The organism is Nonomuraea sp. NPDC050680, from assembly GCF_040654555.1.
GTDB lineage: Bacteria > Actinomycetota > Actinomycetes > Streptosporangiales > Streptosporangiaceae > Nonomuraea.
In genome coordinates this window covers 98736-122978 of sequence record NZ_JBFAIF010000023.1, presented here as the reverse complement: position 1 = coordinate 122978, position 24243 = coordinate 98736, and the positions used below count along the sequence as shown (strand labels likewise).

The 24243-nt window shown below is 70.7% G+C and carries 22 protein-coding genes; 7 read left to right on the top strand and 15 right to left on the bottom strand.

Annotated features, from left to right (window positions below; genetic code table 11):
• Positions 1-24: 24 nt before the first annotated feature.
• Positions 25-630 carry a DUF5753 domain-containing protein gene (locus AB0H88_RS44065; RefSeq protein WP_357654826.1) on the bottom strand — a complete coding sequence of 202 codons (606 nt, stop codon included), beginning with the start codon at positions 628-630 and terminating at the stop codon, positions 25-27.
• A 548-nt stretch (positions 631-1178) separates the two neighbouring features.
• Here AB0H88_RS44065 and AB0H88_RS44060 point away from each other — a divergent pair.
• Together AB0H88_RS44060 and AB0H88_RS44055 are read left to right on the top strand one after the other, a co-directional pair.
• Complete coding sequence (locus tag AB0H88_RS44060; RefSeq protein WP_357654825.1) at positions 1179-2063, top strand: GIY-YIG nuclease family protein; 885 nt, start codon at positions 1179-1181, stop codon at positions 2061-2063.
• A 250-nt stretch (positions 2064-2313) separates the two neighbouring features.
• Complete coding sequence (locus AB0H88_RS44055) at positions 2314-3762, top strand: TROVE domain-containing protein (protein ID WP_357654824.1); 1449 nt, start codon at positions 2314-2316, stop codon at positions 3760-3762.
• Between the two features lie 47 nt (positions 3763-3809).
• Here the strand turns inward: AB0H88_RS44055 and AB0H88_RS44050 are convergent, their stop codons facing one another.
• From AB0H88_RS44050 to AB0H88_RS44020, 7 genes are all read right to left on the bottom strand, one after another.
• Positions 3810-5201, bottom strand: a complete 1392-nt coding sequence (locus tag AB0H88_RS44050) for a HAMP domain-containing sensor histidine kinase (protein ID WP_357654822.1) — start codon at positions 5199-5201, stop codon at positions 3810-3812.
• Positions 5198-5887 (bottom strand): response regulator transcription factor, encoded by a 690-nt coding sequence (locus AB0H88_RS44045; RefSeq protein ID WP_357654821.1) that lies wholly within the window; start codon positions 5885-5887, stop codon positions 5198-5200. Before AB0H88_RS44045 ends, AB0H88_RS44050 begins: the two co-directional genes overlap by 4 nt.
• A gap of 58 nt (positions 5888-5945) precedes the next feature.
• Complete coding sequence (locus AB0H88_RS44040) at positions 5946-7286, bottom strand: cation:proton antiporter (protein ID WP_357654819.1); 1341 nt, start codon at positions 7284-7286, stop codon at positions 5946-5948.
• A 65-nt stretch (positions 7287-7351) separates the two neighbouring features.
• Positions 7352-8746 carry a cytochrome P450 gene (locus tag AB0H88_RS44035; RefSeq protein ID WP_357654817.1) on the bottom strand — a complete coding sequence of 465 codons (1395 nt, stop codon included), beginning with the start codon at positions 8744-8746 and terminating at the stop codon, positions 7352-7354.
• A complete protein-coding gene (locus tag AB0H88_RS44030) occupies positions 8740-9843 on the bottom strand; it encodes an alpha-hydroxy acid oxidase (protein ID WP_357654885.1) in 1104 nt (367 codons plus the stop codon). The genes AB0H88_RS44035 and AB0H88_RS44030 overlap by 7 nt, the downstream gene beginning before the upstream one ends.
• Positions 9843-11426: an NAD(P)-binding domain-containing protein gene (locus AB0H88_RS44025; RefSeq protein WP_357654815.1), complete on the bottom strand. Its 1584-nt coding sequence runs from the start codon at positions 11424-11426 to the stop codon at positions 9843-9845. The genes AB0H88_RS44030 and AB0H88_RS44025 overlap by 1 nt, the downstream gene beginning before the upstream one ends.
• 145 nt (positions 11427-11571) lie before the next feature.
• Complete coding sequence (locus tag AB0H88_RS44020) at positions 11572-13191, bottom strand: fatty acid--CoA ligase family protein (RefSeq protein WP_357654813.1); 1620 nt, start codon at positions 13189-13191, stop codon at positions 11572-11574.
• 125 nt (positions 13192-13316) lie between these two features.
• On the opposite strand from AB0H88_RS44020, the gene AB0H88_RS44015 reads away from it, so the two are divergent.
• The 5 genes from AB0H88_RS44015 to AB0H88_RS43995 all read left to right on the top strand — a co-directional run bounded on the left by AB0H88_RS44015 (position 13317) and on the right by AB0H88_RS43995 (position 16393).
• Entirely contained in the window at positions 13317-13535 is a 219-nt protein-coding gene (locus AB0H88_RS44015; protein WP_357654811.1) for a sulfotransferase, read from the top strand.
• On the top strand, positions 13430-13744 hold the full coding sequence (locus AB0H88_RS44010; RefSeq protein WP_357654809.1) for a sulfotransferase: 315 nt from the start codon (positions 13430-13432) through the stop codon (positions 13742-13744). The genes AB0H88_RS44015 and AB0H88_RS44010 overlap by 106 nt, the downstream gene beginning before the upstream one ends.
• A 79-nt stretch (positions 13745-13823) precedes the next feature.
• Positions 13824-14222 (top strand): YchJ family metal-binding protein, encoded by a 399-nt coding sequence (locus tag AB0H88_RS44005; protein WP_357654807.1) that lies wholly within the window; start codon positions 13824-13826, stop codon positions 14220-14222.
• A 9-nt stretch (positions 14223-14231) separates the two neighbouring features.
• Positions 14232-14681, top strand: a complete 450-nt coding sequence (locus AB0H88_RS44000) for a DUF6221 family protein (RefSeq protein ID WP_357654805.1) — start codon at positions 14232-14234, stop codon at positions 14679-14681.
• Positions 14682-14746: 65 nt separating this feature from the next.
• Entirely contained in the window at positions 14747-16393 is a 1647-nt protein-coding gene (locus tag AB0H88_RS43995; protein WP_357654804.1) for a RecQ family ATP-dependent DNA helicase, read from the top strand.
• A 7-nt stretch (positions 16394-16400) separates the two neighbouring features.
• Here the strand turns inward: AB0H88_RS43995 and AB0H88_RS43990 are convergent, their stop codons facing one another.
• The 7 genes from AB0H88_RS43990 to AB0H88_RS43960 are packed head-to-tail and all read right to left on the bottom strand — an operon-like array spanning position 16401 to position 24239.
• Positions 16401-17714, bottom strand: a complete 1314-nt coding sequence (locus AB0H88_RS43990; RefSeq protein WP_357654802.1) for an aminopeptidase P family protein — start codon at positions 17712-17714, stop codon at positions 16401-16403.
• A complete protein-coding gene (locus AB0H88_RS43985; protein WP_357654800.1) occupies positions 17707-18990 on the bottom strand; it encodes an alpha/beta fold hydrolase in 1284 nt (427 codons plus the stop codon). The genes AB0H88_RS43990 and AB0H88_RS43985 overlap by 8 nt, the downstream gene beginning before the upstream one ends.
• Positions 18987-19811 carry an ATP-binding cassette domain-containing protein gene (locus AB0H88_RS43980; RefSeq protein WP_357654798.1) on the bottom strand — a complete coding sequence of 275 codons (825 nt, stop codon included), beginning with the start codon at positions 19809-19811 and terminating at the stop codon, positions 18987-18989. The genes AB0H88_RS43985 and AB0H88_RS43980 overlap by 4 nt, the downstream gene beginning before the upstream one ends.
• The gene (locus AB0H88_RS43975) at positions 19808-20620 is read right to left on the bottom strand and encodes an ABC transporter ATP-binding protein (RefSeq protein ID WP_357654796.1); all 813 of its coding nucleotides are present in this window, start codon (positions 20618-20620) and stop codon (positions 19808-19810) included. The genes AB0H88_RS43980 and AB0H88_RS43975 overlap by 4 nt, the downstream gene beginning before the upstream one ends.
• Positions 20617-21612 (bottom strand): ABC transporter permease, encoded by a 996-nt coding sequence (locus AB0H88_RS43970; protein WP_357654795.1) that lies wholly within the window; start codon positions 21610-21612, stop codon positions 20617-20619. The genes AB0H88_RS43975 and AB0H88_RS43970 overlap by 4 nt, the downstream gene beginning before the upstream one ends.
• Positions 21612-22550 (bottom strand): ABC transporter permease, encoded by a 939-nt coding sequence (locus tag AB0H88_RS43965; RefSeq protein WP_357654793.1) that lies wholly within the window; start codon positions 22548-22550, stop codon positions 21612-21614. Before AB0H88_RS43965 ends, AB0H88_RS43970 begins: the two co-directional genes overlap by 1 nt.
• Positions 22551-22556: 6 nt before the next feature.
• Entirely contained in the window at positions 22557-24239 is a 1683-nt protein-coding gene (locus AB0H88_RS43960; protein ID WP_357654792.1) for an ABC transporter substrate-binding protein, read from the bottom strand.
• Positions 24240-24243: the final 4 nt, after the last annotated feature.

Genomic DNA, 24243 nt, shown 5'->3' with positions numbered 1-24243 from the left:
ATAAATCGCGAGTTGGAATAGCCGCTAGCTTCCGTGGCGGAATTCTTCGGCCCATTGGGTGAGTAGTGCGATGGCTTCGTCTCCGAACCGCGCATAACTCACGAAGAGCGAGAACAGCTCCCGGTGGTAGGCGATATCGCGGGGGTCCCGCATGATTATCGCGCCGGAGAACACCTCCGCAGTGGCCAGTCGACTGTCGTAGACCGTGAACGTGCTCAGCGGCCCCTCTGGCAGGTGCGGTTGAGTCACGGGGATGACGCCTAACCGGATGTTGGGAAGGGCCGCCGGCGACGCCAGACGACCAAGTCGGACCGCCATGACATCCGCCGGGCACAGAGGCCAGCGCACTGCCGCCTCGGTGAGGACGAAGATGAAGCTCTTGCTCCGGTCGTACAGGACGGTCTGCCGCTCCAAGCGCTTGGCGATCGTCTGGGTGAGATCGCCGGGGTTGCCGGACAGGCTGGCCCGAGCGTACTCAGGCGTGTGCAGGAGGCCAGTGATCATGGTCGGCAGGAAGGAGCGCAGCTCGGTCGAGTCCGCTTCGATGGCGGTCAACTCGCGCTGACGATGATGTAGGCCGCGCCGAAGGGTAGAGCGCCAGTCTTGGAACTGCGTGTTCGCCAGCGCCACTCGTCCCGATAATCAGGTGTGGCGTGGCACGTTGATCGGTAGCGTGGGAACCAGTTCATCGGACCGGGAGAGGACACGGGTCGAAGGGCGTCGGTCATCTCTTCGAACCAGATCACACCGGTGCTCGTCTCCACATCCGCGTCGTCTCCCGGCTCGGTGAACTGGTCAGGTCCGGTGCCGGCGCGGGTCGAAGTCCTGTCGGTTATCCACTTTTAATGGGGTTGTCGCAGGTTCGAGTCCTGCCCGGGGCTTCGGCTTCGGTAGCTCAGCCGGTAGAGCACCTGAACACCGGTGGGCATCCCCACATCCGTGCCGGTTCCAGACCTGATCGCTCGTCAGTCCCGCCGTTGGCGCGGGTCGAATCTGATCGGTTATCTGGCATAACAGGTTCGAGCCCTGTCGGGTCGCTTGCGACCTGAAGCCGGTTGGAATCTCCACATCCGTGCCTTCGGCCGGACTGACGAGCAAGGGGAGCGGGTCGAACGTCGTCATCCGCTCCCCTTTCGCATATCCACATCCGCTCATGCGGGTCGAACTTGGAGGACGCCATGGCGCGTGATCCCCTTGCCGCTGTCTCGACGGTCGCCACGCCGCAGTCTCAGCCCATCCCAGGCCAGACGCAGGTGAAGAACGCTGCGGGCGGCTACGTCTGGTGCGTGTATGCCCTGACAGATCCGCTGACCGGCGCTGTCTTCTATGTCGGCAAGACCATCCAACTGCGGGTCCGGATCCGGGAACACCTGAACGACCGGACTGACAGCAAGAAGGCCCAGAGGATTCGGGCGCTGCGGCTGGCCGGGCTCGCACCAGCCGTGTCGATTCTCGAAGAGGGTACTGGTGACTGGTGCGAAGCTGAGCGGCGATGGATCGCCGAGCATCGCGCTGCGGGCGTGGTTCTCGCAAACCGGACCGATGGCGGCGAGGGGCTCCACGGGGCATCTGCTGAAACCCGGCTGAAGATCTCCCTCGCCCAACGGGCGCGCTGGGTTGGGGGTCGCCGTGAGCAGTCGCTAGCGATCAGTCGGCATCCTGAGCGGCGGCTGGCGATCTCGGAGGCGCTCAAGGGGCGGAAGAAATCACCGGAGCACGTCGCCAACTTGCCCCAGAATCAACGCGGATATGACTGGGCGCCGGACATCCTGGAGCGACGTCGCGAAGTGCTGCTTGAACGGGCAATGCCGGTCGCGCACTCGATGGAGCGCAGTCCTGCACAGCAAGAGCATCTGAAGCGCGTGCAGGAGGCCAACCGAGGTAGGCCGGGCTGGGCTCGCGGGCGTGTTCTCTCCGAAGCCGAGCGCGCCGTACGAAGCGCCGCCCTGACCGGCAAGCCGAAGACGCCAGAACACAAAGAGCGCATTCGCCAGGCTGCCCTGCGCAGGTGGGCACGAACGCGCGCCGCCGCCAATCAATTGCCACCAGACGGTGCTGAGTAGACGCCCTTTAGCGCCGCCAGCTTTAGAGGGAGGACATTCCATGTCCCGCGATCCACTCGCAACGTACTCTACGATCTCGACTCCGCAGACTCGCCCAATCCCCGGTCGCAATGATCAAATCCAGAACAGCGCTGGTGGTTATGTCGTCAGCAAGGATATCTGGGAGCGTGTTGAAGACTTCATCCTGCTTGGAACATCCGGCGGCACCTACTACGTCGGCGAGGACAAGCTGACTGCGGAGAACGCGGGCGTGCTGTTCCAGGCCATCGCTGAGGACGGGCCGCGAGTGGTCGCTCTGCTGACGGAGGTTTCGGCGGCTCGCCCGCCCCGCGCCCCGAAGCAGCGCCCGGCCCTGTTCGCTCTCGCTGCGGCGTACGCGAAGGGCGACGCCGATACCCGCCAGGCCGCGAAGGTGGCGCTGGCGAAGGTGGCGCGTACGACCGACCATCTCGCGCAGTTCTTCGGCTACTACAAGAACTTGGGCGGCAAGCCGACCGGTCGCGGCACCTCGCCTGTGGTGGGCCGGTCGCTGCGGACGGCGCTCGGCTCCTGGTTCCTCACCGGGAGCGCCGACGACGTCGCGTTCAAGGCGTGCAAGGCCGCCCAGCGCCGGACGCCGCAGGGTGAGGCGTTCAGCCTGCGGGACGTGCTGCGGGTGGCCCATCCGGTCGCCGACGACGAGCGGCGCAAGACGTTGTTCGGGTGGATCGCCGGGAACATCGCCGACGAGCAGGCTCGCGAGGTGCTGCCCGCGGTGGACCGGTTCCTCACGGCGAAGGCGGTCACCGGCGCCGACGAGGCGATCCGGGTCGTGAACGACTCACGGGTGCCGTGGGAGTTCCTGCCGGACGCGATGCTGCGCGAGCCGAAGGTGTGGGAAGCCCTGGTCGACACGGTCGGGATGACCGCGCTCATCCGGAACCTGGCCCGCATGACCCGTCTCGGCACGCTGACGCCGCTCGGCGAGGCCACCCAGCGCGCCGTGGCCCGGCTGACGGACCGGGCGGCACTGCTGCGTGCCCGCATCCACCCGATGGACGCCTGGCTCGCGATGCGCGTCTACGCCTCCGGCCGAGCCCAGCCCAACCCGCGCGCCGACGCCCAGACGTGGACGCCGGTCCCGGCGATCCTGGACGCGCTGGAGCAGACGTACGAGCTGTCCTTCGGCAACGTCGAACCGACCGGGAAGCGGCTGCTCGTCGCCGTGGACTCGTCCGGGTCGATGAGCTGGGCCAACCGCGTCGCCGTTGGCGGGTCGCCGGTCGGGTCGCCGTACGAGGTCGGCTGCGCGATGGCCGTCATGCTGGCCCGCATGGAGGCGAACGTGCACGTCATCGACGTGGACACCGCCGTGCACGCCTCCAAGGTGACACCGCGCACCAACCTGCGGGAGCTCGCCTCCTGGGAGCCGTCGGGCGGAGGCACCGACCTGTCGCTGCCGTTCACCTGGGCCGCCAAGGAGCGGATGAACGTGGACGGGATCATCGTCCTGACCGACAACGAGACATGGGCCGGCCGCTCCCACCCGACGCAGGCACTCGACGGCTACCGCCGGCGGATCAACCGGGACGCCCGCGTGGTGGTCGTGGCGATGACCGCCGTTGGTTACTCGATCGGCGAGCCCGGGGACGCGGGTGTGCTCAACGTCGCCGGGTTGGACGCGTCTCTGCCGCTGATCGTCAACGGCTTCGTACGCTGACCGGAACCTGAAAGCTTCGTACGCTGACCGGGTCCTGAAGGCGCGGATCAGAATCGCCGCTCAGGCTCGCGGTCGGAGCGGTCGGAGCGGTCGGAGTGGCCGGAGTGGCCGAGCCGGTCAGAGCGGTCGGTGGGTTCGGTGGGTTCGGTGGGGTCGCTTCTGGGTGGCGGGCGGTGCGGGGCGGCGGTGGGATCCGCCGGGAGGCGGACGGTGAAGACCGCTCCTGCTCCCAGCCGCCCGTCCGCCGTGATCGTGCCGCCGTGCCCGTCCACCACCTCCCGTACGAGGGCCAGCCCCAGCCCGAAGCCCTGGCCGACGAACCGGGTGAACAGCCGCTCGGAGTCGGCGGGATCCAGGCCCACCCCGTCGTCCCGCACCGTGAGCTCCACCACCTCAGGGCCGCCGAAGACCGTCACCCAGATGTGCCCGCCCATACTCGTGTGGTTGAGCGCGTTGTCCAGCAGCGCGGAGATCACCCGGCGGAGGGCCGACTGCGCCCCGCGTACGAGGTGGGCGTCGAGGCCCTGGCGGTGTACCTCGATCGTCACGCCGTGCGCCGCGGCGCGGGCCGCCTCGGCCACGGCCAGTTCATCGGCCAGCGCCGCCAGGTCGACGGGGGCGAAGGGCCGGCGCAGCTGCCTGAACTGAGCCGACACCAGCAGGTCCTCGACCACCTCGCCCAGCTGGCGGCTGCCGGTGACCAACTGGTCGACCTCGTCTATGACCAGGATCGGGTCGGTGCCGCGCCGCAGCTGGCGGGTCACGAGCTGGGCGCGGGTGTGCAGGCGGGTCAACGGGGTGCGCAGCTCGTGGCTGACGTCGGCGGCGAAACTGCGCTGGCGGGCCAGGGCCTCACCCAGCGGTGCGATCGCCCGCCGGGCGAGGACCTGGCCGATCAGCAGCGCGGCCAGCAGCCCGGCGAGTTCGGCGGCGGCGATCGTACGCAGCAGGCGTTGCCGTTCGGCGGCCTGGTAGCGAAGGTCGATCACCGCCTGGGCCGCCACGTCACCGCGCCGCTCGGTGCGTACGAGATAGCTCTGCCCGGCCAGCTCGACCTGGGCGACCCGCGGTTCGCCACCGGCGGCGGCCAGGTACAGCGCGGTGCGCAGGGGGAGCGCCGCAGGTGCCCCTGGGGAGCTCTGTACGGTGCCGTCGCGCAGCTCGAACAGCCACATGCAGGGGGGAGGGTGGGTGACGGAGCCGTGCTGGGTCGCGGCGGCCAGGTCACGCCGTGCGGAGGCGCTCTGGTCGCCCACGGTGACGCAGTAGACCAGCACCCCGAAGAGCGCCAGTATCACCGAGATCGCGCCCGCCACCTGCACGGTGACTCGGCGGCGGGCCCGGTTCAGCAGGCGCCGCTCTGGATCGATCTCCGTGGTCCGGCGGCGGGCCCGGTTCAGCAGGCGCCGCTCCGGATCGGCGGTCGGTCGCCCCCTCACAGCTCACCCAGGCGGTAGCCCACGCCCCGTACGGTGCTGACGATGCCCGCCCCCAGCTTGCCGCGCAGGTAGTAGACGTAGGTGTCCACGATCGCCTCGGTGCGGGCGCCGTCGAAGACCCGCTGCCGCAGCGAGGCGCGTGTGTGCACCTGCCGGGGCCGGATCGCCAGCGCGTGCAGCAGCCGCGCCTCCTGGCCGGACAGGGCCACCTGCTCGCCGGTCGGCAGCTGTACGGTGTGGGCCTCCGGATCCAGCCAGCCCGCGCCGACGGGCAGCAGCCCGGCCTGGTCCAGGTTCCTGCGGTGCAGGGCCCGTACCCTGGCCAGCAGCTCGTCGATCTCGAAGGGTTTGACCAGGTAGTCCTCGGCGCCCGCGTCGAGCCCGGTGACCCGGTCGGCGACCGTGCCGAAGGCGGTCAGGACGAGCACCGGCACGGTGACCGCCTTCCGGCGCAGCCGCCGCAGCAGGTCGATGCCGTCGACCACCGGCAGTCCCCGGTCGACGATCATGGCGTCGTAGGCGCGGCTCAGCCCCAGATGCAGGCCACGCTGCCCCTCCAGGGCCAGGTCGACCGTGTATCCCTCGTCGGTGAACAGGTCCACCAGCATGTGCCCGAGCTCGCGGTCATCCTCCACGAGCAGCAGCCGGCGGGAGGGGGCGCCAGCTGTACTCGATGTCCCAGCCACGGATCAACGGTTGCATCACCGCCGCAGAATTACCAGGGTCCCGACAAATGTTGACATTTCAAGAAATGGTGGGTCGGGCGGCGGCTGTCTGTTCCTCCAGAGGGCGTGGCTGTTCGGGAGTGGTTCTCCTGGCCTGCTCGAGACGTTCGGGCAGCGCCAGCTTGTAGAGCGGCAGGGCCCCCGCGGTCGTGATGACGGCCACCAGCACCAGCATGGCGAACAGCTCCTGCGTGATCATCCCCTGTGCCAGGCCGATGTTGATGAAGATGAGGATCATCAGCCCTCGCGCGTTCATGAGCGCGCCCACCGCGTACGACTCGCGCCAGCTGAAGCCCATCGCCCTCATCGACAGCGAGCAGCCGAAGTACTTCCCGCTGAAGCCCGCCGCCAGGATGAGCGCGAACGCCAGCAGCATGGCGCCCCCGGCGATGCCGTTGAGATGGGTGTTCAGCCCCGAGAAGGTGAAGAAGACCGGCAGCAGCAGCGTCGAGACGACGTCCATCATGCGGCCGTGCAGCACCTGGCGGAACGCGGGGTCGCGGGGCATGGTCAGTCCGGCGATGAAGCCGCCGAAAACCGCGTACACACCGATCCAGTCGGTGAGCCAGCCCGCCGTGAGCGGTACGAGGATGACGACGTACATGGCGCCGGGGCCGAGCCGGCCGGTTCGCGCGAGGCCGCGGCCCAGCGGACGCAACAGCGGGGCGACCACCATCAGCATCACCACCGCGAACAGCGTGGCCAGGCCGATGGTGCGCAGGGCGCCGCCGGAGCCCGAGCCGAGGTGGATCGCCGACAGCACCGCGAGGATGCACCACGCCAGGGCGTCGTCGATGGAGGCAGCGATCAACGTGAGCCGGCCGAGCGGGGAGTTCTCCAGCTTCCGCTCGTACAGGATTCTGGCCAGCATGGGGAAGGCGGTCAGCGACAGTGCGCCCCCGACGAACAGGGCGAACTCCCACCGGCTGACGTCCGGGCGGGAGAGCACGTCCCACAGGAGCAGGCCGGTGCAGGAACCCAGGAGCAGGGAGGGCAGGATGCCCGAGACGGCCAGGAGCGAGCCCCGGCGGATCTCGCCCGGGGAGCGCGCACTGTGGTCCAGCCCGGCACCGACCAGGAACATGTACAGCGTCAGCCCGATGGTGCTCAGCACGTACAGGACCGGCCGGACTTCCTTGGGGAACAGGGCGGCCTGGGCCTCCGGGAACAGCCAGCCGAACAGGGTGGGGCCGAGCAGGACACCGGCCACCATCTCGCCGAGGACCCGCGGCTGCATGACCATCAGCGCCAGCCGGCCGCACACGCCCGCGGTCAGCAGGATGACGACCAGGGCGGGCAGCACCTTGAGGATCAGTTCGAGGTTCGGGTCACCGGCGGCGACCAGGGCCATCGTGGGCATACCATTCCTCCGCTCGTAATCCGGACGATCAGCACGAACAGTGGGTGGCCAGGTGGCCGGGACGATCAGTGGGCGACCGGCTGGCCGTCATCCGCGAAGTGGCGCTCGCACAGTCGCTGCCTGCGCGCGTCCCAGACCATGTAGGTCCCGAGGACGAGCTGGACGAGGCTGCGCCAGACGTCCTCCCAGCGGTCCCGGAACCGCACGAACAGCAGCAGCGGCCGGTGGGCGGCACTCCTGCGGGCGTAGCGCGGGGTGAGCAGGCACGGGCCCCGGTTGGGCAGGGACCGGGTGTGGGAGGCGGTGGAGTCCAGGGCGTACAGGCGCAGGATCTCCTCCGCCGCGACCCGCATGGCGATCGGCGCCAGCCGCCAGGCCGGACACGGCCGGTTGGCGGCGACGCCGAACGGGATGTGGTTGAGCTCACGGATCGCCCCCGATCGGCCGATGTGGGAGCGGGCCGAGCCGAACCGGTCAGGGTGGAAGCGGTCGGGGTCGAAGCGGCTGGGGTCGAAGTGGTCGGGGTCGGTGAAGCCAGCGCGGTGGAACTCCGGGTAGTTGAAGCACAGCACCGAGCCGGCCGGGATCACCGTGCGCTCGTCCAGCGTGATGTCGCCGGTGGTGACGCGGTGGGCGATGCCGAAGAGCGGGTAGAGCCGCAGCGTCTCCGAGATCACTTGGTCCAGGTAGCGCGGGCCGTCCGTCGACGCCCTGGCCTGTACGTCCGGGTGCTGCGCGAGGACCATCAGCAGGTGGGCCATGGCCTCCGACAGCTGGACGACCGCGGTGTTGAAGAAGGCCCCCTGCAGGTAGAGCGCCTGCTCCCTGGCCGACAACCCCTCGGGCAGCGGCTGCCGCACCAGGGGCAGCCGGTCCATGAGATACCGGGTCAGCCGGTCGCGCCGGGCCATGTGCCGCAGCCCGCAGCACTTGAGCGAGGTGACGACGTCGTTCGCGTTGCCGGCGATCAGGTCGCGAGCCGTGCGCGGGCATGGCCTGCCGAAGACCAGTTCGTAGGAGAACTCCGCCCAGAGCGGCATCATCAGGTCGCGCAGCCGGACCAGCCCGCGCGCCTCCCGCAGCGTCCGGGTGACGCAGCGGCGGGTCAGCTCCTCGGCTTCAGTACGCGGTACGGACAGGAAGCCGCGCGTGGCCCGGGCGACGGCGTCATACCGTTCGCCCGCCTCCAGGTGCTCCTGGTGCATCTCGGGGCCGGGCGCCAGCCAGTACCAGAACAGGTCGGACAGGGCGGCGCCCTTGCTCCGGCCACCGGCCGCCGGGTGGGAGTAGACCTCCTTGAACCGCTCGATCCCGACCAGATCGCCGGGCACCGGGATGCCCTCGTCCCCGTTGACCCGGTTGAAGACGCGTACGCGCAGGGCCACGACCCGGCCCGGCAGCCACCACGGCAGGCTCAGCACCGCGACGACGGCCATCACGGTCACGACCCCGGTCACCACGGCCGTCGCACCATCCCCGGCTCGAGCTCGTCGATCGACGCGCAGCCGCACAGGGTGAGCGCCCGCTCGACCTCCGTACGCAGCAGGCTGAGCACCCGGCCCGCGCCCCGCTCGCCGTCCGCCGCCAGCCCCCAGATCACTGGGCGGCCCACCGCGACCGCGGTGGCGCCCAGCGCCAGCGCCTTGAGCACGTCGGTGCCGCGCCGCACACCCCCGTCCAGCAGCACCGGGACGGTTCCGCCCACGGCGGCGACGATGTCCGGCAGCAGGTCCACGGCGGCCGGGACAGTGTCGAGTTGCCGGCCGCCGTGGTTGGAGACCAGGAGCGCCGAGACGCCGTGCTCGAGCGCGAGGCGTACGTCGGCGGGATGGGCGACGCCCTTGAGCGCGATCGGCAGCCCCGTCATCTCCCTGAGCCGGTCAATGTGCGCCCAGGAGATCTCCGGTGACATGACGATCGGCCGCACCCGCGCGCCGTCGCGCAGGTTCTCGCAGCACAGGCCCTCGGGCAGGTCGTGGAAGCCGTTGCGCCGGTCCCGGGGCCGCGCCCCCAGGGTGGGGGAGTCCACCGTGACGACCAGCGCCGTGCAGCCGGCCGCCTCGGCGCGCCGGACGAGGGTCTCGGTGAAGGCCAGGTCCGGCTGGATGTAGAGCTGGAACCAGAGCATGGCCTCGGGCGCCGCCGCGGCCACGTCCTCGACGGCGACCGTGGACGCCATGGAGACGATCATGATCGTCTCGGCGGTGGCGGCGGCGCGCGCCGTGGCCCGCTCGCCCTCGGGGTCGGCCAGCCGGTGGAAGGCGGTCGGCGCCACCAGCACGGGCATGGCCGCGCGGCTGCCGAGCAGGGTGACGCCGAGCTGGAGCTTCCCGGCGCCGCGCAGCACCCGCGGCACCAGCGCCAGCCGGTCGAACGCCGCCTCGTTGGCCCGCAGCGTGACCTCGTCACCGGCCCCGCCGGCGAAGTAGTCGTAGTGCGCGGGGTCGAGACGCGCGCGGGCCGCGGCCTCGAACTCGCCGAGCGTGTCCGTCTTGCCGGCCTCGAGCTCACCGAGCGTGTCCATCTCGCCGGCCTCGAACTCGCCCGGCGTCTCCATCACGCCGGCACCGAGGCGGCCTGGCGGGCGAAGAAGGCCCGTAGCGGCGCGAGATGCACCTCCGGGGAGGTCCAGTCGTTCTCCAGGTTCTCGGTGATGTGGTGCACGGCGGCCGGCGCGCCGGGCCGGTGATGCCGCACCACCGGATGCAGGTAATGGCCCTCGTGGGCGCGCGCGGAGTCGCCCTGCCGGATCCGGCCGACCGCGATGTCGAAGGGGTCGACCTTGTCGTGCTCCGGCCCGTACTCCAGGGTGATCGCGAAGTGGCCGGCGTCGCCGATCGGCGGGCCCGCCAGATCGACCGGAAGCTCCTCCAGGTAGCGGGCCCCGTCCCGGCCGTCGGGGACGATGACGTCGGCCAGCAGCTCGAACTGCTGCCACAGCGCCGAGGAGCGGTTGACCCGTTCGAGCACCGCCGCCGCCATGGCCTCCGGCTCGGCCGCGAGCTCGCGGCCGGGCCACGGGACGCCGTGGTACCTGTGCTCCAGGATGCGGTGCAGCGCGCGCGTGCCGTACCTGAAGCCGTGGATGAACCCGCTGGTGCCGCGCTTGAAGTCGCGGGACTGCGTCAGCGTGCCGGCGAAGTGGAGGCCGGGCACGCTGACCGACTCGTAGGCGGGGGTGAGCGCCGGGAACCGGTCCTGGATCATCAGCTCCGGACGGCACCCGTCGTCGAAGATCGAGGCGTCGAACCGGAAGCCGGTGCAGACGATCACCCGGTCGTACGGGATGTCCTTGGTGACCTCGTCGGCGCGGGCGAAGCTCACCGTCACCAGGTACGTGCCGTCGGCTTGTTGCTCGATCCGCTTGACCGAGCCGTCCAGCACCGCGTTCTGGGACTTGAGCTGGTAGGTGTCGAGGAAGTTGTTGTTGACCGCGCGCAGGTGCCCGACGAAGTGGGTGCGCCACGCCATCCGTACGGAGTTCGGGCCCGCGACGTGGATCACCGCGGCGGTCTCGACCAGGTTGTCCGCCGTCTCGAAGGCCGAGTTGCCCTTGCCGATGACGAGCACCCGCTGGTTCAGGTAGCCGGACGGGTCGGTGGCGGCCGTGCCGTAGGGCTCGGCGGTCTCGATGCCCGGTATCTCAGGGATGTTGGGCTGGGTGACCCCGGTCGCCACGATCAGGCGCTTCGCCTCGTACGTCCGGCCGCGCTCGTCGGCCACCCGGAAGGGGCCCATGCCGGGCGCGCGGGTGACGTGGACGGCGCGGGCGTCGTGGACGATCCGCAGGCCGCACGCGGCGGCGTAGTCGGCGAGGTAGCGGACCATGTCGTCGGCGGCGGGGAAGTAGCGGTCGCTGTAGCGGGTGAACAGCAGGTCCGGGTCGTCCGAGAGCAGGGAGTTCCAGTCCATCCGGAGGTTGAGCTCCGGGTCGGAGGTTCCGTTGTACTTCTTGTTGATCGAGATGAGCGTGCGATGGCGCGGGAAGGTGCGGAAGAACGTGCCCGGCGTTGGACCGGCTTCCAAGATCAGGTACGACCGGCCCGCCTTTTCCAGGAAATAGCCCAGTTGCAGCCCCGCCGGGCCGGCGCCGATCACCAGGTAGTCGAGGGCGTTGTCCGGCACGTAGGCCTCCGTCACAGCGATGTCATGGAACGGGCCGTCATGGAACGGACCGTCTGGGAGAGGGCCGTCTGGGAGAGGACCGTCTGGGAGAGGACCGTCTGGGAGAGGACTGTCGGGGAAAGCACGACATCAGTGTTGGCGGGTGATTCTCAGAGAATGCTCAGAGCATCCGCCCGCCGGGCCGGTCCAGCAGGGCGCGCTTGTCCGGTTTGCCGCTGGCGGCCACCGGGACGGCCGACACCATCGTGATCGTCCGGGGCACGCTGTCGTCGCCGAGCTCGGCGCGTACCAGGGCGGTCAGCGTGTCGCGATCCGGCGTCCGCCCGGCGGCGGGCACCACGAACGCGTGTACGGCCTCCCCGGTCAGTTCGTCCGGCGCCCCGGCCACGTACGCCTCGTCCACGTCGGGATGACCGGCCAGCACCCGCTCGATCGGGCCCGCGTACACCACCATCGCGTTCACCATGATCACATCCCGGCTCCGCCCGACCAGGTGCAGGAAGCCCTCCTCGTCCACGTAGCCCAGGTCGCGGGTGCGCAGCCGCCCGTCGCGCAGCGTGTCGCGGGTCTCCTCCGGCTGTCCCCAGTAGCCGGACATCAGGTACGGGCCGCGTACGTGGATCTCGCCGGTCCGTCCCGTGGCCACCTGCCGGGCCTCCTCGTCCAAGACGCTGATCTCGACCCCCGGATGCGGGCGGCCCACCGAGTCCACGTGGCCTCGGGCGATGTCGGCGGGCGTGAGCATCGCGATGTTGCCCGCCTCGGTCTGGCCGTAGCCCTGGTAGACGACCGGGCCGAGCCGTTCTACCGCCGCCGCCAGCCGGGACGGGCTGATCGGGGAGCCGGAGACCATCAGCGCGCGCAGGCTGCCGACGTCGACCGGGTCGTCCTTGAGCAGATGGAGCATCTGGTACAGCCGGGGCACGGTGATGATGGAGCCGGTGATCCGGTGTCGCTCGATCGCGTACGGGAAGAGCGGCCGCCCGTCGTCCTCCGGGATCACCGCCGTCCCACCGCCCAGCAGGCACGGCGCCAGGAACTCCATGACGACCATGCTGGCCAGAGTGCCGAACAGCAGGTAGCGCCCGAAAGAGTCGGCGAGCGCCGCCGCGACCGGGCCCCACACGCGGGGCTGCCACGCCCAGTGATCGCTCAGCGCGCGGTAGGTGATCGCACAGCCCTTGGGCCGCCCGGTGCTGCCGCTGGTGAAGGTCAGGGCGGCCACGTCGTCCGGACGCGCCCTGACGGTGAGGGGGCGGCCGTCATCGGCGCGGGCCAGCAACTCCGCCAAGGACAGCACGGGGAGCGGTTCCTCGGGTGTCGCGCTCGGCCGGTCGACCAGCACGGGAAGCGGCCCCTCAGGTGTCGCGTTCGGCCGGTCAACCAGCACGGGAAGCGGCCCTTCGGGTGTCGCGTTCGGCCGGTCGACCAGCACGGGAAGCGGCCCTTCGGGTGTCGCGTTCGGCCGGTCGACCAGCAGGACGTCGACCCCCGTCCCGAGCACGTGGGCGAGCTGCCCGGCCGGGTAGCCGGGCCGGACGCCCACGACGCGGCAGCCCAGCGCATGCGCGGCCATGTGCGCGGCGAACGCCTCTGGCGACACGGCGGTGCGGACGGCGACGCCCCGGCCGGGCCCGAGCCCGGCATCGGCCAACGCGCCGGCCAGCCGCCGGATCATCTCCAGCAGCTCACCCCGTGAGACGGCGCGGGACCCGTGCTCGAACGCCACGCCGCCGGGCGAGTCCCGCAGCGCGTCGAGAAGGGGATGCGGGAACAGCATGGTCGGCTCCTCACCATTGCGGCGGTCGGCTGCGACATGTATCTGGTCATATAACCCGGGTGTCGTCCACCGTGACATTAGGCACCGCGGATCAGAGGCCGATCAGAGGCGGGAGGGAGCGCCAGATGAAGGTGATCGGCGCGGGGTTCGGCAGGACGGGCACGATGTCGCTGAAGGCGGCCCTGGAACTGCTGGGGTACGGCCCCTGCTACCACGCCGCCGGATCATCCGGTGGCTGGTGGCGCGCCGGGCGCCGGACTTCGCCCTCTACCCGCGCATGGCCAGGGCGACCGTCATGGACCGGGTCTTCGACGGCCGCATCGACGATCCCGCGTACATCATGAAGGTCTTCGAACGGCACCTCGGCGAGGTCCAGGCGGCGATCCCGGACGCGCGGCTGCTGGTCTTCGACGTCCGGGAGGGATGGGAGCCGCTGTGCGCCTTCCTCGGGACGCCCGTCCCGGACGAGCCCTTCCCCCAGGCCAACGAACGGGAGGCGTTCCGGCGCAAGCGGACCGGCAAGCAGCTGCGCCTGATCCTGCGCGGGCGCTGACGGTGCCGGTGCCGGCAGGCAGCTGTGCCCGATCCTGCGCGGGCGCTGACGGTCCCCGGCACCGGGCAGAATGAGAGGCGTGCCGCGACGTGACTCGAAATCCGCCTCAGCCCCGTGCCCGTGCGGGCTGCCGGCGACCTACCGGGAGTGCTGCGGGCGGCTGCATCGCGGCCTGGTCGCCGCGCCCACGGCCGAGGCGCTCATGCGGTCCCGGTTCAGCGCCTTCAGCGTCGGCGACGCCGGATATCTGCTGCGCACCTGGCATCCGGTGGCCCGCCCGGCCCGGCTCGACCTGGACCGGGGGACGCGCTGGACCCGGCTGGAGATCCTCGAGACCACCGGGGGCAGCGTCGTCCATACCGAAGGCACCGTCCGCTTCCGGGCCCACTACACCGACAACGGCGAGGCGGGATGCATGGAAGAGCACAGCCGCTTCGTCCGGCACGAGGGCGGATGGACCTATGCCGGGGCCGACTGAGGGAGAGCGTTGACCTACGACCTGTTGTCCTGGCTGCGCGCCACGATCGAGGGCGACAACGCGGCGGCCGAGGCGGCGACTCCCGGGCCGTGGTCCTACGACCCCACCAGGGAGTGGTACGACGGCGACGACTTCGTCACCATGACCAACGGGCAGGAGTTCGTCGGCTTCGGCGACCCGTCGGCCTTCCGGGGCGCGGTCTGCATCACCGGCGACGCCGGTCACGCCCCGTCCATGAGGGACGCCGTGCACATCGCCCGCCATGATCCCCGTGACGTGACGGCCCGCTGCGCTGCCGAGCTGCGCCTGATCGCCGCGCACGGACACGAAACCGGGGACGGAGCCGAAGCCGGGGACGGAGACGGACACACAGACGATGGTCCCTGCGACACGCTGCGGCTCCTCGCCTACGGCTACCGCCATCGTCCCGGCTGGCTACCCGAGTGGGCGCCACGCTGAGTTCGACGACCGGCGTTCGGTGAGCGCGGCTGCGGGTACTGGCCGCCCACTACCAGGAGGGATACATGGGATTACGGGCGAGGCTCAACAGCCGGTTCGGGCGGCGGGGACGGCGGTTGCGGGCCACGGCCCGGCAGACCTTCGACTGGCAGGACCTGCGGCCGGGCCAGCAGGAGGCGATGGAACACCTGCTCGACGGGCGTGACGTGCTGCTGGTCATGCCGACCGGCGCCGGCAAGTCGGCGGTCTACCAGGTGCCCGCGCAGCTGCGCGACGGTCCCACCGTGGTCGTCTCGCCGCTCATCGCGCTGCAGCGCGACCAGGTGATGGGCCTGGAGAAGGCCGACGCGGGCGGGGCCGTGGCGGTCAACTCCACCTCCTCCGTCAAGGCCGGGCTGGAGAAGGTCACGGCGGGGGAGGCGGAATTCGTCTTCCTGTCGCCCGAGCAACTCGCCAAGCCCGACGTCGTCGCCCGGCTGGCCAAGGCCAAGCCGTCGCTCATCGCGGTCGACGAGGCCCACTGCGTCTCCTCATGGGGGCATGACTTCCGCCCCGACTACCTGCGGCTGGGCAAGGTCATCGCGCGCCTGGGGCACCCGCCGGTGGTGGCGATGACCGCCACGGCGGCGCCGAACGTCCGTGAGGAGATCGTCCGCTCCCTCGGGCTGAAGGACCCGGTGCAGATCGTGCGCGGGTTCGACCGGCCCAACATCCGGCTGGAGGTACGCCGGTTCGTCGGCGACGACGACAAGAGCCGCGCCCTGGCCGAGCACGCCGCCTCCCTCGACGGGCTCGGCCTGGTCTACGTCGCCACCCGGCGTGAGGCCGAGGAGTACGCCGCGCTGCTGACCGGGATGGGCCGCCACGCGGAGCCGTACCACGCCGGGATGCGGGCGGCCGAGCGGACGCGCGTGCACTCGCTCTTCACGGCGGGCGAGGTGGACACTGTGGTGGCCACCTCGGCGTTCGGGATGGGGATCGACCGGCCCGACGTCCGCTACGTGCTGCACGCGTCCCCGCCCGAGTCGCCCGACGCCTACTACCAGGAGATCGGCCGGGCGGGCCGGGACGGAAAGCCCGCCTCGGCCGTGCTGTTCTACCGCTCGGAGGATCTCGGCCTGCGCCGCTTCTTCGCCAGTGGCCGGGCGGACGCCGACGCGCTGCTGCGGGTGGCGACCCTGGTGAAGGAGCACGGCGGGACCGTGCCCGTCACCGAGCTGCGCGCCCTGCTGGAGGTGGGCGCCTCCCAGCTGACGAGCCTGGTCAACCTGCTGGAGCAGGCCGAGGCGGTGACCGTCACCGACTCCGGCGACCTGCGATACGCGCCGGGCGGGCCGCCGCCGGAGCAGGCCGCCGCGCGGGCGGTGGAGCTCGACGAGATCCGGCACCGCGTCGACGACTCGCGCATCGACATGATGCGCGGCTACGCGGAGACGACCGGGTGCCGCCGCCGCTTCCTGCTGGAGTACTTCGGCGAGCCGTACGACACGGCCTGCCGGACCTGCGACACCTGCCAGGACGGCCAGGAGCCCATCGCGACCGGCGACGGACCGTACCCGCTGCACGCCAAGGTCGAGCACCAGGCATGGGGACGGGGCACGGTCATGCGCCGCGAGCCGGACCGGATCACGGTCCTGTTCGACTCGGTGGGCTACAAGACACTCGCCCTGGCCGCCGTGGAGGGCGTCCTGCGCCACGCGGACGACGCGTAGGCCCGGGTCACTTCATCCAGTCCTCCAGGCCGCTCGCCGAAAGGGGCAGCTCGGCCGAGAGCACGTCGATGCCGGCCGTCGTCACCAGCAGGTCGTCCTCGATGCGGGCGCCGATCCCGCGCAGTTCGGGCGGCACGGTCAGGTCGTGGGCGTGGAAGTACAGGCCGGGCTCCACGGTGAACACCATGCCCGGCTCGATGAGCGCCCCTTGGTAGGCCTCGGGCGCTGCCTTGGCGCAGTCGTGCACGTCCAGGCCGAGGTGGTGGCCGATGCCGCAGATCAGGTAGCGGCGGTGGTGCTGGCCGCGCTCCGACAGCGCCTCGTCCACCGAGACGGGCAGCATCCCCCAGTCGTCCAGCCCGCGCGCGATGACCTCCATCGCGGCGTGGTGGAAGTCGGTGAACCGGCGGCCGGGAGCGACCTGCGCCAGCGCCGCCCGGTGTGCCCGCTCCACCAGGTCGTGCACCTGGCGCTGGGCGGGGGAGAAGGTGCCGGAGGCGGGGAAGGTGCGGGTGACGTCCGCGGTGTAGTGGCTGCGTGCCTCCACGCCCATGTCGAGCAGCAGCAGCTCGTCCGGCAGCACCGGGCCGTCGCAGCGCACCCAGTGCAGGGTCGGGGCGTGCGGGCCGCTGCCCACGATCGTCGCGTAGCCGGGGCCGTTGCCGTACGCCCTGGCGTACCGGTCGAAGGTGCCCTGCAGCCAGCGCTCACCCGGCCCGGCCACGGCGGTGGGGATCTCGGCGAGCACGGCGGCGAACCCCTCGACCGTCCGGTCCACGGCCTCCCTCAGCTGGCCGATCTCCCAGTCATCCTTGATCATGCGCAGCTCGGCCAGCACCCGGGCGACTTCGTCATCGGTGGAGATCGTGCCGTCGAAGTCGGTCAGCGGCCTGACCGGAACGCCCAGCGCCGCCGACCACTCGGCCAGTCCAGGGGCGGCGCCCACCCACAGCTCCCCGTGGGCGGCGTCGGCGAAGAACCCCGGCTCGCCGGGATAGGCGGGGACGGGCAGGTAGACGACCGCGTCGCCGTCCCTGATCTCCGCCACGGCGTCCTCGGCCACGCAGCCGGTCAGCCAGTAGAAGTCGCTGCCTGGACGGAAGTCGTAGGAGGTGTCGTTGCTGCGCACCGGCGCCTGGCCGGCCGCCACCACGACGGTCCGGTCGGGGAGCGCGGCGCCGAGCCTGGCCCGATGGGCGGCGGCGGCCTCGGCGGCGCCGGGGACGACGACGGGGGTGCGGTCGGGGATGTCCCAGCCCTTGCCGATGTAGTCAGTGAACGCGGGGATGTCCAGAAGTTTGGGGGGCCTGCCGTCAGTCACCTGTGATGCCTCCTCCGATGTCGCGTACCAGCCCGGTCAGGCGGGCGAAGACACGGTCCTCGCCCAGGCCGTCGTGCTCGTACTCGTTGGTGACCCACGCCTGGGCGTTGCCGATTCGAGCGGCGGTGTCCAGTTGCAGGCCGGAATCTACGTACATATCGTCGTAATACACGGCGGCAGCCAGCGGCACCTCGTTGGCGGCCAGCCGTGCCGGGTCGTAGAGGGGCGGCCAGTCCGCCCGCTCGGCCAGCAGCTCCACGGCCGCGCGGAATGGGCGCAACGCCCGGATCTCCGCGAACATCCAGGGGTACATCATCTCCCCGGTGAACAGCAGCGGCCGGGCCGACTCGGCGAAGGCCGGGTGGCGGGCCCGCTCGCGCTCGGCGGCCCAGCCGGTGGCTCCGGGGCCCGAGCCGTAGATGCTCTCCTGAAGCGCGGCGAACAGCGGGTTGTCGCTGTAGGAGGAGCGGGCCAGCACCTGGTGCAGGAAGGTGTCCGTCACGTGCTCGCCGTCGAGCGCCTCGTCGAGCAGCCAGTGCATGCGCTCGTAGCCCGGCTTCATGCCGAAGTCGATGCCGAGCGACTGCAGCCGCCGTACCGTGAGCACGTCGCCGTCGGGCAGCCGGACGTCCTGCGCGGCCAGCCGGTCGGCCAGGCGGCCCACGGTCTCCACGTGGTGCGGATAGCGGCGGTAGAACTCGGCGTTCTTGGCCGCGACGCGGGGATAGGTGCGGCGGTAGACCTCCGCCGCGTCCGGGTCCAGGCCGGGCAGCCCTCCGGTGACGTAGCAGGCGCTCAGCCCCTGCGGGGCCCGCGACAGGTACGTCAGCGTGAGGAACCCGCCGTAGCTCTGGCCCAACGTCTCCCAGCGACGGCCGCCGAAGACGGTCGTGCGCAGGTGCTCGGCGTCGGCGACGATCGAGTCGGCGCGGAAGTGGGTCAGATAGTCGGCGGCCTCCCGCGCGCTCCCGAACGCGCTCATGACCCGCCCGTCGATCCGCGAGCTGCGCCCGGTGCCGCGCTGGTCGAGCAGGACCACCCGGTGTGTCTTGAGCGCCTGGCCGAGCCAGCCGTTCGTGCCGACCGGGCGCGGGCCCTTGCCGCCGGGACCGCCCTGGAGGTAGAGCAGGCACGGCAGGTCCTCGGCCGCCCGCACCGGATCGACCAGCTCCCGGGCGAACACCGTGATGGTGTCCCCGCCGGGCGCGGACCAGTCGAGCGGCACCTCCACCACGTGGTCGCGCACGCGCATCCCGGGAATCGTGTACGTGGTCAACGGGGGCTCCCTTCACGGCGCCTGCGGTCCCATTCGGGGTTGATGCGGGGGATGGCGGCCAGCAGCGTGCGGGTGTACGGGTCCTGAGGGTCGCCGAAGACCTGGTCGACCGGGCCCTGCTCGACGATCTTGCCCTTGCTCATGACCGCCACCCGATGGGCGATCTGCCGGACGACGGCCAGGTCGTGGGCGATGAAGATGTAGCTGAAGCCGCTCTCCGCCTGCAGCCGCCGCAGCAGCTCGATGACCTGCGCCTGCACCGAGACGTCCAGGGCGGACACCGCCTCGTCGCAGATGACCAGCTTGGGGCGCACGGCCAGCGCACGGGCGATGCCGATCCGCTGCGCCTGGCCACCGGAGAACTGCGCGGGATAGCGCTGGGAGTGGTCCGGGTCCAGCCCGACCCGCTCCATCAGCTCCCTGGCGTGCGCCCGCTTGCCGCCCGTCGGAGGGATCCCCTGGTACACCAGGGGCGCCATCAGGATGCGCTCGACCGTGTGGCGGGGGTTGAGCGAGGAGAACGGGTCCTGGAAGACGACCTGTACGTTGGCGCGGTAGCGGGCCAGCGCGGACCCCTTGGCGGCGGTGATGTCCTCGCCCTCGAACTCCAGGGTGCCCGCGCTCGGCTCCGTCAGCCTGGCCACCATGCGGGCGGTCGTCGACTTGCCGCTGCCCGACTCGCCCACCACGGCCAGCGTCTCGCCCGCCCGGACGTCGAAGCTGACGCCGTCGACCGCGACGAACTCGGCCTTGCTGCCCAGCGGCCCGCGGGTGACGAACCGCTTGGTCAGCTCGTTCGCCCTCAGCAGGGGCTCACTCATGACATCACCTCGTCGATGGGGGAGTCGTCGATGCGCGGGACGCTGTCCAGCAGCATGCGGGTGTAGTCGTGCCGCGGCTCGGAGAAGACCTGCTCGGCGGTGCCGTACTCGACCTGCTCGCCCCGGCACATCACCAGCACGCGGGTGGCGATCGAGCTGATCACCGCGAGGTCGTGGGTGATGAACACCATCCCGGTGCCGCTCTGCCGCCGCAGGTCGGCGAGCAGGCGCAGGATCTGCGCCTGGACGGTCACGTCGAGCGCGGTGGTCGGCTCGTCGGCGATGAGCAGGGCCGGGGAGCAGACCAGCGCCATCGCGATCATGACGCGCTGGCGCTGCCCACCGGAGAACTGGTGCGGGTAGTAGTCCACCCGCCGCTCCGGGTCGGGCAGGCCCACCTGCTCCAGCGCCTCGATCGCTACCTTGCGCGCGGCCTTGCGCGAGCGGCCCTTATGGGCCCGGTAGACCTCCTCGATCTGCAGGCCCACGGTGTAGTACGGGTTCAGCGACGACAGCGGGTCCTGGAAGACCATCGAGACCTGGTCCCCCCTGATCCGGCGCATGTCCTTGTCGCTGCGGCCGAGCAGCTCGGTGCCGTCCAGCCGGATGCTGCCCCGGGTCACCGCCCCCCGGGGCAGCAGCCCCATGATCGCGAGGCTGGTCATCGACTTGCCCGAACCGGACTCGCCGACGATGCCGACGGTCTCGTCGCTCCCGACGGTGAAGCAGACGTCCTTGACGACGTCCACCGGCCCCCGCGTGGTGGGGAAGGTGACGGTGAGGTCCTCCACGACAAGCAGGTCACTCATTTCGCGGTGATCCTCACTCTCGGGTCCAGCGTGGTGTAGACGAGATCGACCACCAGGTTCCCCACCACCACGAAGAACGCGGCGAGCAGTGTCACCGCCATGATCACCGGCTGGTCGTTCTTGGCGATCGAGTCGGCGGCCATCTTGCCCACCCCGTTGAGGCCGAAGACCGTCTCGGTGATGAGCGCGCCGCCCAGCAGGGCCGCGAAGTCCATCCCGAAGATGGTGGCGATGGGGGTGAGCGCGGGCCGCAGCGCGTGCCGCCGCATGGTGAGCATGGGCGGCAGGCCCTTGGCCCGCGCCGTGCGCATGAAGTTCTCCGCCAGCGTGTCGATCACGTTGGCCCTGGTCAGCCGCGCGTAGAGGCAGGCGTAGCCGGTGGCCAGCACGACCCAGGGCATCAGGTACGACTGGAACCACAGCACCGGGCCGTCGGAGAAGGAGACCGCCGCCGGGAAGGGCAGGATCTGCAGCCACACCACCAGCACGTACTGCAGAGCCAAGGCCAGCACGTAGTTGGGGATGCTCGACCCGCCGAGGGCCAGCCCCATCGCGGTACGGTCCCACCAGGTGCCCTCCTTCACCGCGCTGAGCAGCCCGGCCAGGATGCCGATCAGCAGCCAGAGCACCGCGGCGCCGATGGCGACGGTGGCGCTGACCGGCAGCCGGTCCACGACCATCTCCCAGACCGACTGACTGGTCTGGAAGCTGTAGCCCAGGCACGGGGCCGCACAGTGGATCAGGTTGGCCCCCGAGCCGTAGTCCCGCCCGACGAAGATGGCCGTCAGGAACGTCCAGAACTGGGTGAAGAACGGCTGGTCGAGCCCGAGCACCCCGCGAATCTGGTCGATCCGCTCGGGCGTGCACGTCTTCCCGCAGATCATCAACGCCGGATCCGGCGACAGCGTGAAGAAGATGATGAAGGTGAACAGGCAGACCAGGAACAGGATCACCACGATGCCGGCGAACCGCCCGGCGACATAACGCGCCATCAGGAGGCCTCCCCGGCGTCGAAGGCGGCACGCAGGCGGTCCCCGAGCACGGTCAGGGACAGCACGGTGCAGAACAGGAAGGCGCCGGGCACCGCGAAGTACATCGGGTCCACGGCGTACCAGCCCACCGAGCTGGAGATCATCTGCCCCCAGGACGGTGTCGGCGGGGCCACGCCGACGCCCAGGAACGACAGCCCCGCCTCGGTGCCGACGTAGCCGGGCACGGCCAGCGTGGTCATCACGATCAGCGAGCTGCGCAGGTTCGGCAGGATCTCCCTGAACACCAGGACGCCCGTCGAGGCGCCCGACACCCGGGCGGCATCGACGAACTCCCTGTTCACCAGCGTCAGCGTCTGGCCGCGCACCACGCGGGCGAGGTACGGCCAGCCGAAGACGCTGATCACCACCACCAGCAGCACCGACCGGTTGCCCGACGGCAGCGAGGACAGGATCGCGATCATGAAGATGAGGGCGGGGAAGGCCATCAGGAAGTCCATGATCCGGCAGATCACCTGGTCGACCCAGCCCTGGTAGAAGCCGGCCAGCATGCCGAGCACCACCCCGAGCAGGGTGGTGAGCACGGTGGCCGCGGTCGCGATCAGCAGCGAGACGCGCGCGCCGTACGCGATGCGGGCCAGGATGTCGCGGCCGTTCTGCGGCTCGACGCCGAGCAGGTGGTCGGCGCTGATCCCGCCCAGCGAGCCGCGCGGCAGCCCGCCGAGGTCGGTGTCGATGGCCGCGCTGTCGAAGTCGTTCGGCCCGTGACCCGTGATCGCGGAGATCAGCGGCGCGCAGATCGCCATCAGCAGGACCAGCACGAGGAAGGCGGTGCCGAGCACGGCCGCCCAGTCGTGCAGCAGCGCGCCGGCGACCCGCCGGGCCGAGGTGGCGGGCGCCACGGGGGCACCCGCCGGTGGGAGGACGGTGGTGGTGGTCATCTTCGGCTACTTGCCCGGCTTGGCCAGCCCGACGGATACCAGGTCGATGCCCCCGGAGAAGGCGTAGGACTGGTATGCGCCGGCGATGTTGGCGCCAGAGACGATGACGTACTTCTCATAGGCCAGCGGCACGATCGGCGCCAGCTTCATGATCTCCTTGTCCAGCTCGCCGTAGGCGGCGTTCGCGGCCGTGACGTCGGGCATCGCGGCGATCTCGTCGATGCGCTTGTTGATCGCCTTGTCGTTGATCTGGGCGAGGTTCGCGTTGCCCTTGGCGGTGATGTTCCGGCCGTCGAACAGCGGCGGAAGGAACGTCGCGCCGGACGCCCAGTCGGGACACCAGCCGGTGACGGCGGCGTCGTGCTGCTGCGCGGGTGTGCCGATCACCTCGTAGAAGGTGGAGGTGTCGATGTTGTTGATCTTGACGTCGATCTTCACCGCCTTGAGCGCCTCCTGGATGGCCACGGCGACCGCCGCCATCTTCGGGTCCGGCCGGGTGTCGAGGGTGAGGCTGAAGCCGTTGGCCTGGCCCGCCTCGGCGAGCAGCTTGCGGGCGGCCTCGACGTCGGTGGGATAGAGGTCGTAGTCGACCCGGCCGGCGACCGTCGGCGGCTGGATGGAGGTGCCCTTGGCCGCCAGGCTCGACCCGCCCATCCCGGCCACCACGGTGTCCTTGTTGATGGCGTAGTTGATCGCCTGGCGCACCCGCACGTCGTCGAGCGGCTTCTTGGTGGTGTTCAGGCCCATGTAGGTGGTGCAGCCGTTGAGCCCGCTCAGCGAGCGCGCCTTGAGCTGCGGAGTCTGCACCCGGGCCACGGTCGCCGCCTGGATCGTGCTCCCGACGGCGTCGGCGTCGGTGCCCTGTCCGGCCAGCATGCGCTCGTCGATGGTGGCCGCGTCCAGCCCGAACGTCCACTCCCAGGCGTCCGGCTTGGCCGATCTGACGGTGTCGGTCTCGGCCTTCCACTGCGGGTTGCGCACCAGCTTGAGCGAGGAACCGCGGTTGTAGCTGGCCACCTTGTACGGCCCCGACGCGATCGGCTTGGTGTCGAACGAGGCCCCGGCGCCGGTGCCCTTGGGGAAGGGGATGAAGTTGGCCATGGCCAGGGCGCTGGGGAAGTCGGCGAAGGGCTTCTTGAGGTGGAAGACGATGGTCTTGGCGTCAGGGGTCTCGATCGTGTCGAGGTCGCCGGAGACGTACGGGCCCTTGTAGTCCTTGGGCGCGTCGAGGAGCAGCTTGGCGTACGGTGAGCCGATTCCGGCCTCGGGGTCGAAGCCGCGCGTGACGCCGAACTTCACCGCCTCGCTGTTGATCGGCGTGCCGTCCTCGAAGAACAGGTTGTCCTTGAGGGTGAAGGTCCAGGTCTTGGCACCGTCGGACGGCTTGCCCGTGTCGGTGGCGAGGTCGGGCACGATCTTCGTGCTCTCCGCGCCGGGGGCCGCGTTGAAGGTGGTCAGGTTCCGGTAGATGAGCCGGTAGAAGTTGTTGACGCCGCCGTCCCAGCCGCGTGCCGGATCCAGGTGGGAGAAGTCCGCCTTTAGCAGGAAGTGCACGGTGCCACCGGTGGCGGGCTTCGCGGACGAGCCGGATCCGGTGGAGGTGGAGGGGGCGGCGCCGCCGCCCCCGCAGGCCGCGAGCGCCAGCACGGCGCTCACCGCGACGCTCGAAAGCGCAGCCGATCTCCTCATGTCG

Bases quoted from the DNA above. Each gene is read 5' to 3' on its own strand.
- AB0H88_RS43965 (WP_357654793.1), bottom strand. From the start codon at position 22,550: ATGACCACCACCACCGTCCTCCCACCGGCGGGTGCCCCCGTGGCGCCC.
- AB0H88_RS44020 (WP_357654813.1), bottom strand. From the start codon at position 13,191: ATGCTGTTCCCGCATCCCCTTCTCGACGCGCTGCGGGACTCGCCCGGC.
- AB0H88_RS43970 (WP_357654795.1), bottom strand. From the start codon at position 21,612: ATGGCGCGTTATGTCGCCGGGCGGTTCGCCGGCATCGTGGTGATCCTG.
- AB0H88_RS43995 (WP_357654804.1), top strand. From the start codon at position 14,747: ATGGGATTACGGGCGAGGCTCAACAGCCGGTTCGGGCGGCGGGGACGG.
- AB0H88_RS44015 (WP_357654811.1), top strand. From the start codon at position 13,317: ATGAAGGTGATCGGCGCGGGGTTCGGCAGGACGGGCACGATGTCGCTG.
- AB0H88_RS44060 (WP_357654825.1), top strand. From the start codon at position 1,179: ATGGCGCGTGATCCCCTTGCCGCTGTCTCGACGGTCGCCACGCCGCAG.
- AB0H88_RS43975 (WP_357654796.1), bottom strand. From the start codon at position 20,620: ATGAGTGACCTGCTTGTCGTGGAGGACCTCACCGTCACCTTCCCCACC.
- AB0H88_RS43960 (WP_357654792.1), bottom strand. From the start codon at position 24,239: ATGAGGAGATCGGCTGCGCTTTCGAGCGTCGCGGTGAGCGCCGTGCTG.
- AB0H88_RS43980 (WP_357654798.1), bottom strand. From the start codon at position 19,811: ATGAGTGAGCCCCTGCTGAGGGCGAACGAGCTGACCAAGCGGTTCGTC.
- AB0H88_RS44030 (WP_357654885.1), bottom strand. From the start codon at position 9,843: ATGGAGACGCCGGGCGAGTTCGAGGCCGGCGAGATGGACACGCTCGGT.
- AB0H88_RS44040 (WP_357654819.1), bottom strand. From the start codon at position 7,286: ATGCCCACGATGGCCCTGGTCGCCGCCGGTGACCCGAACCTCGAACTG.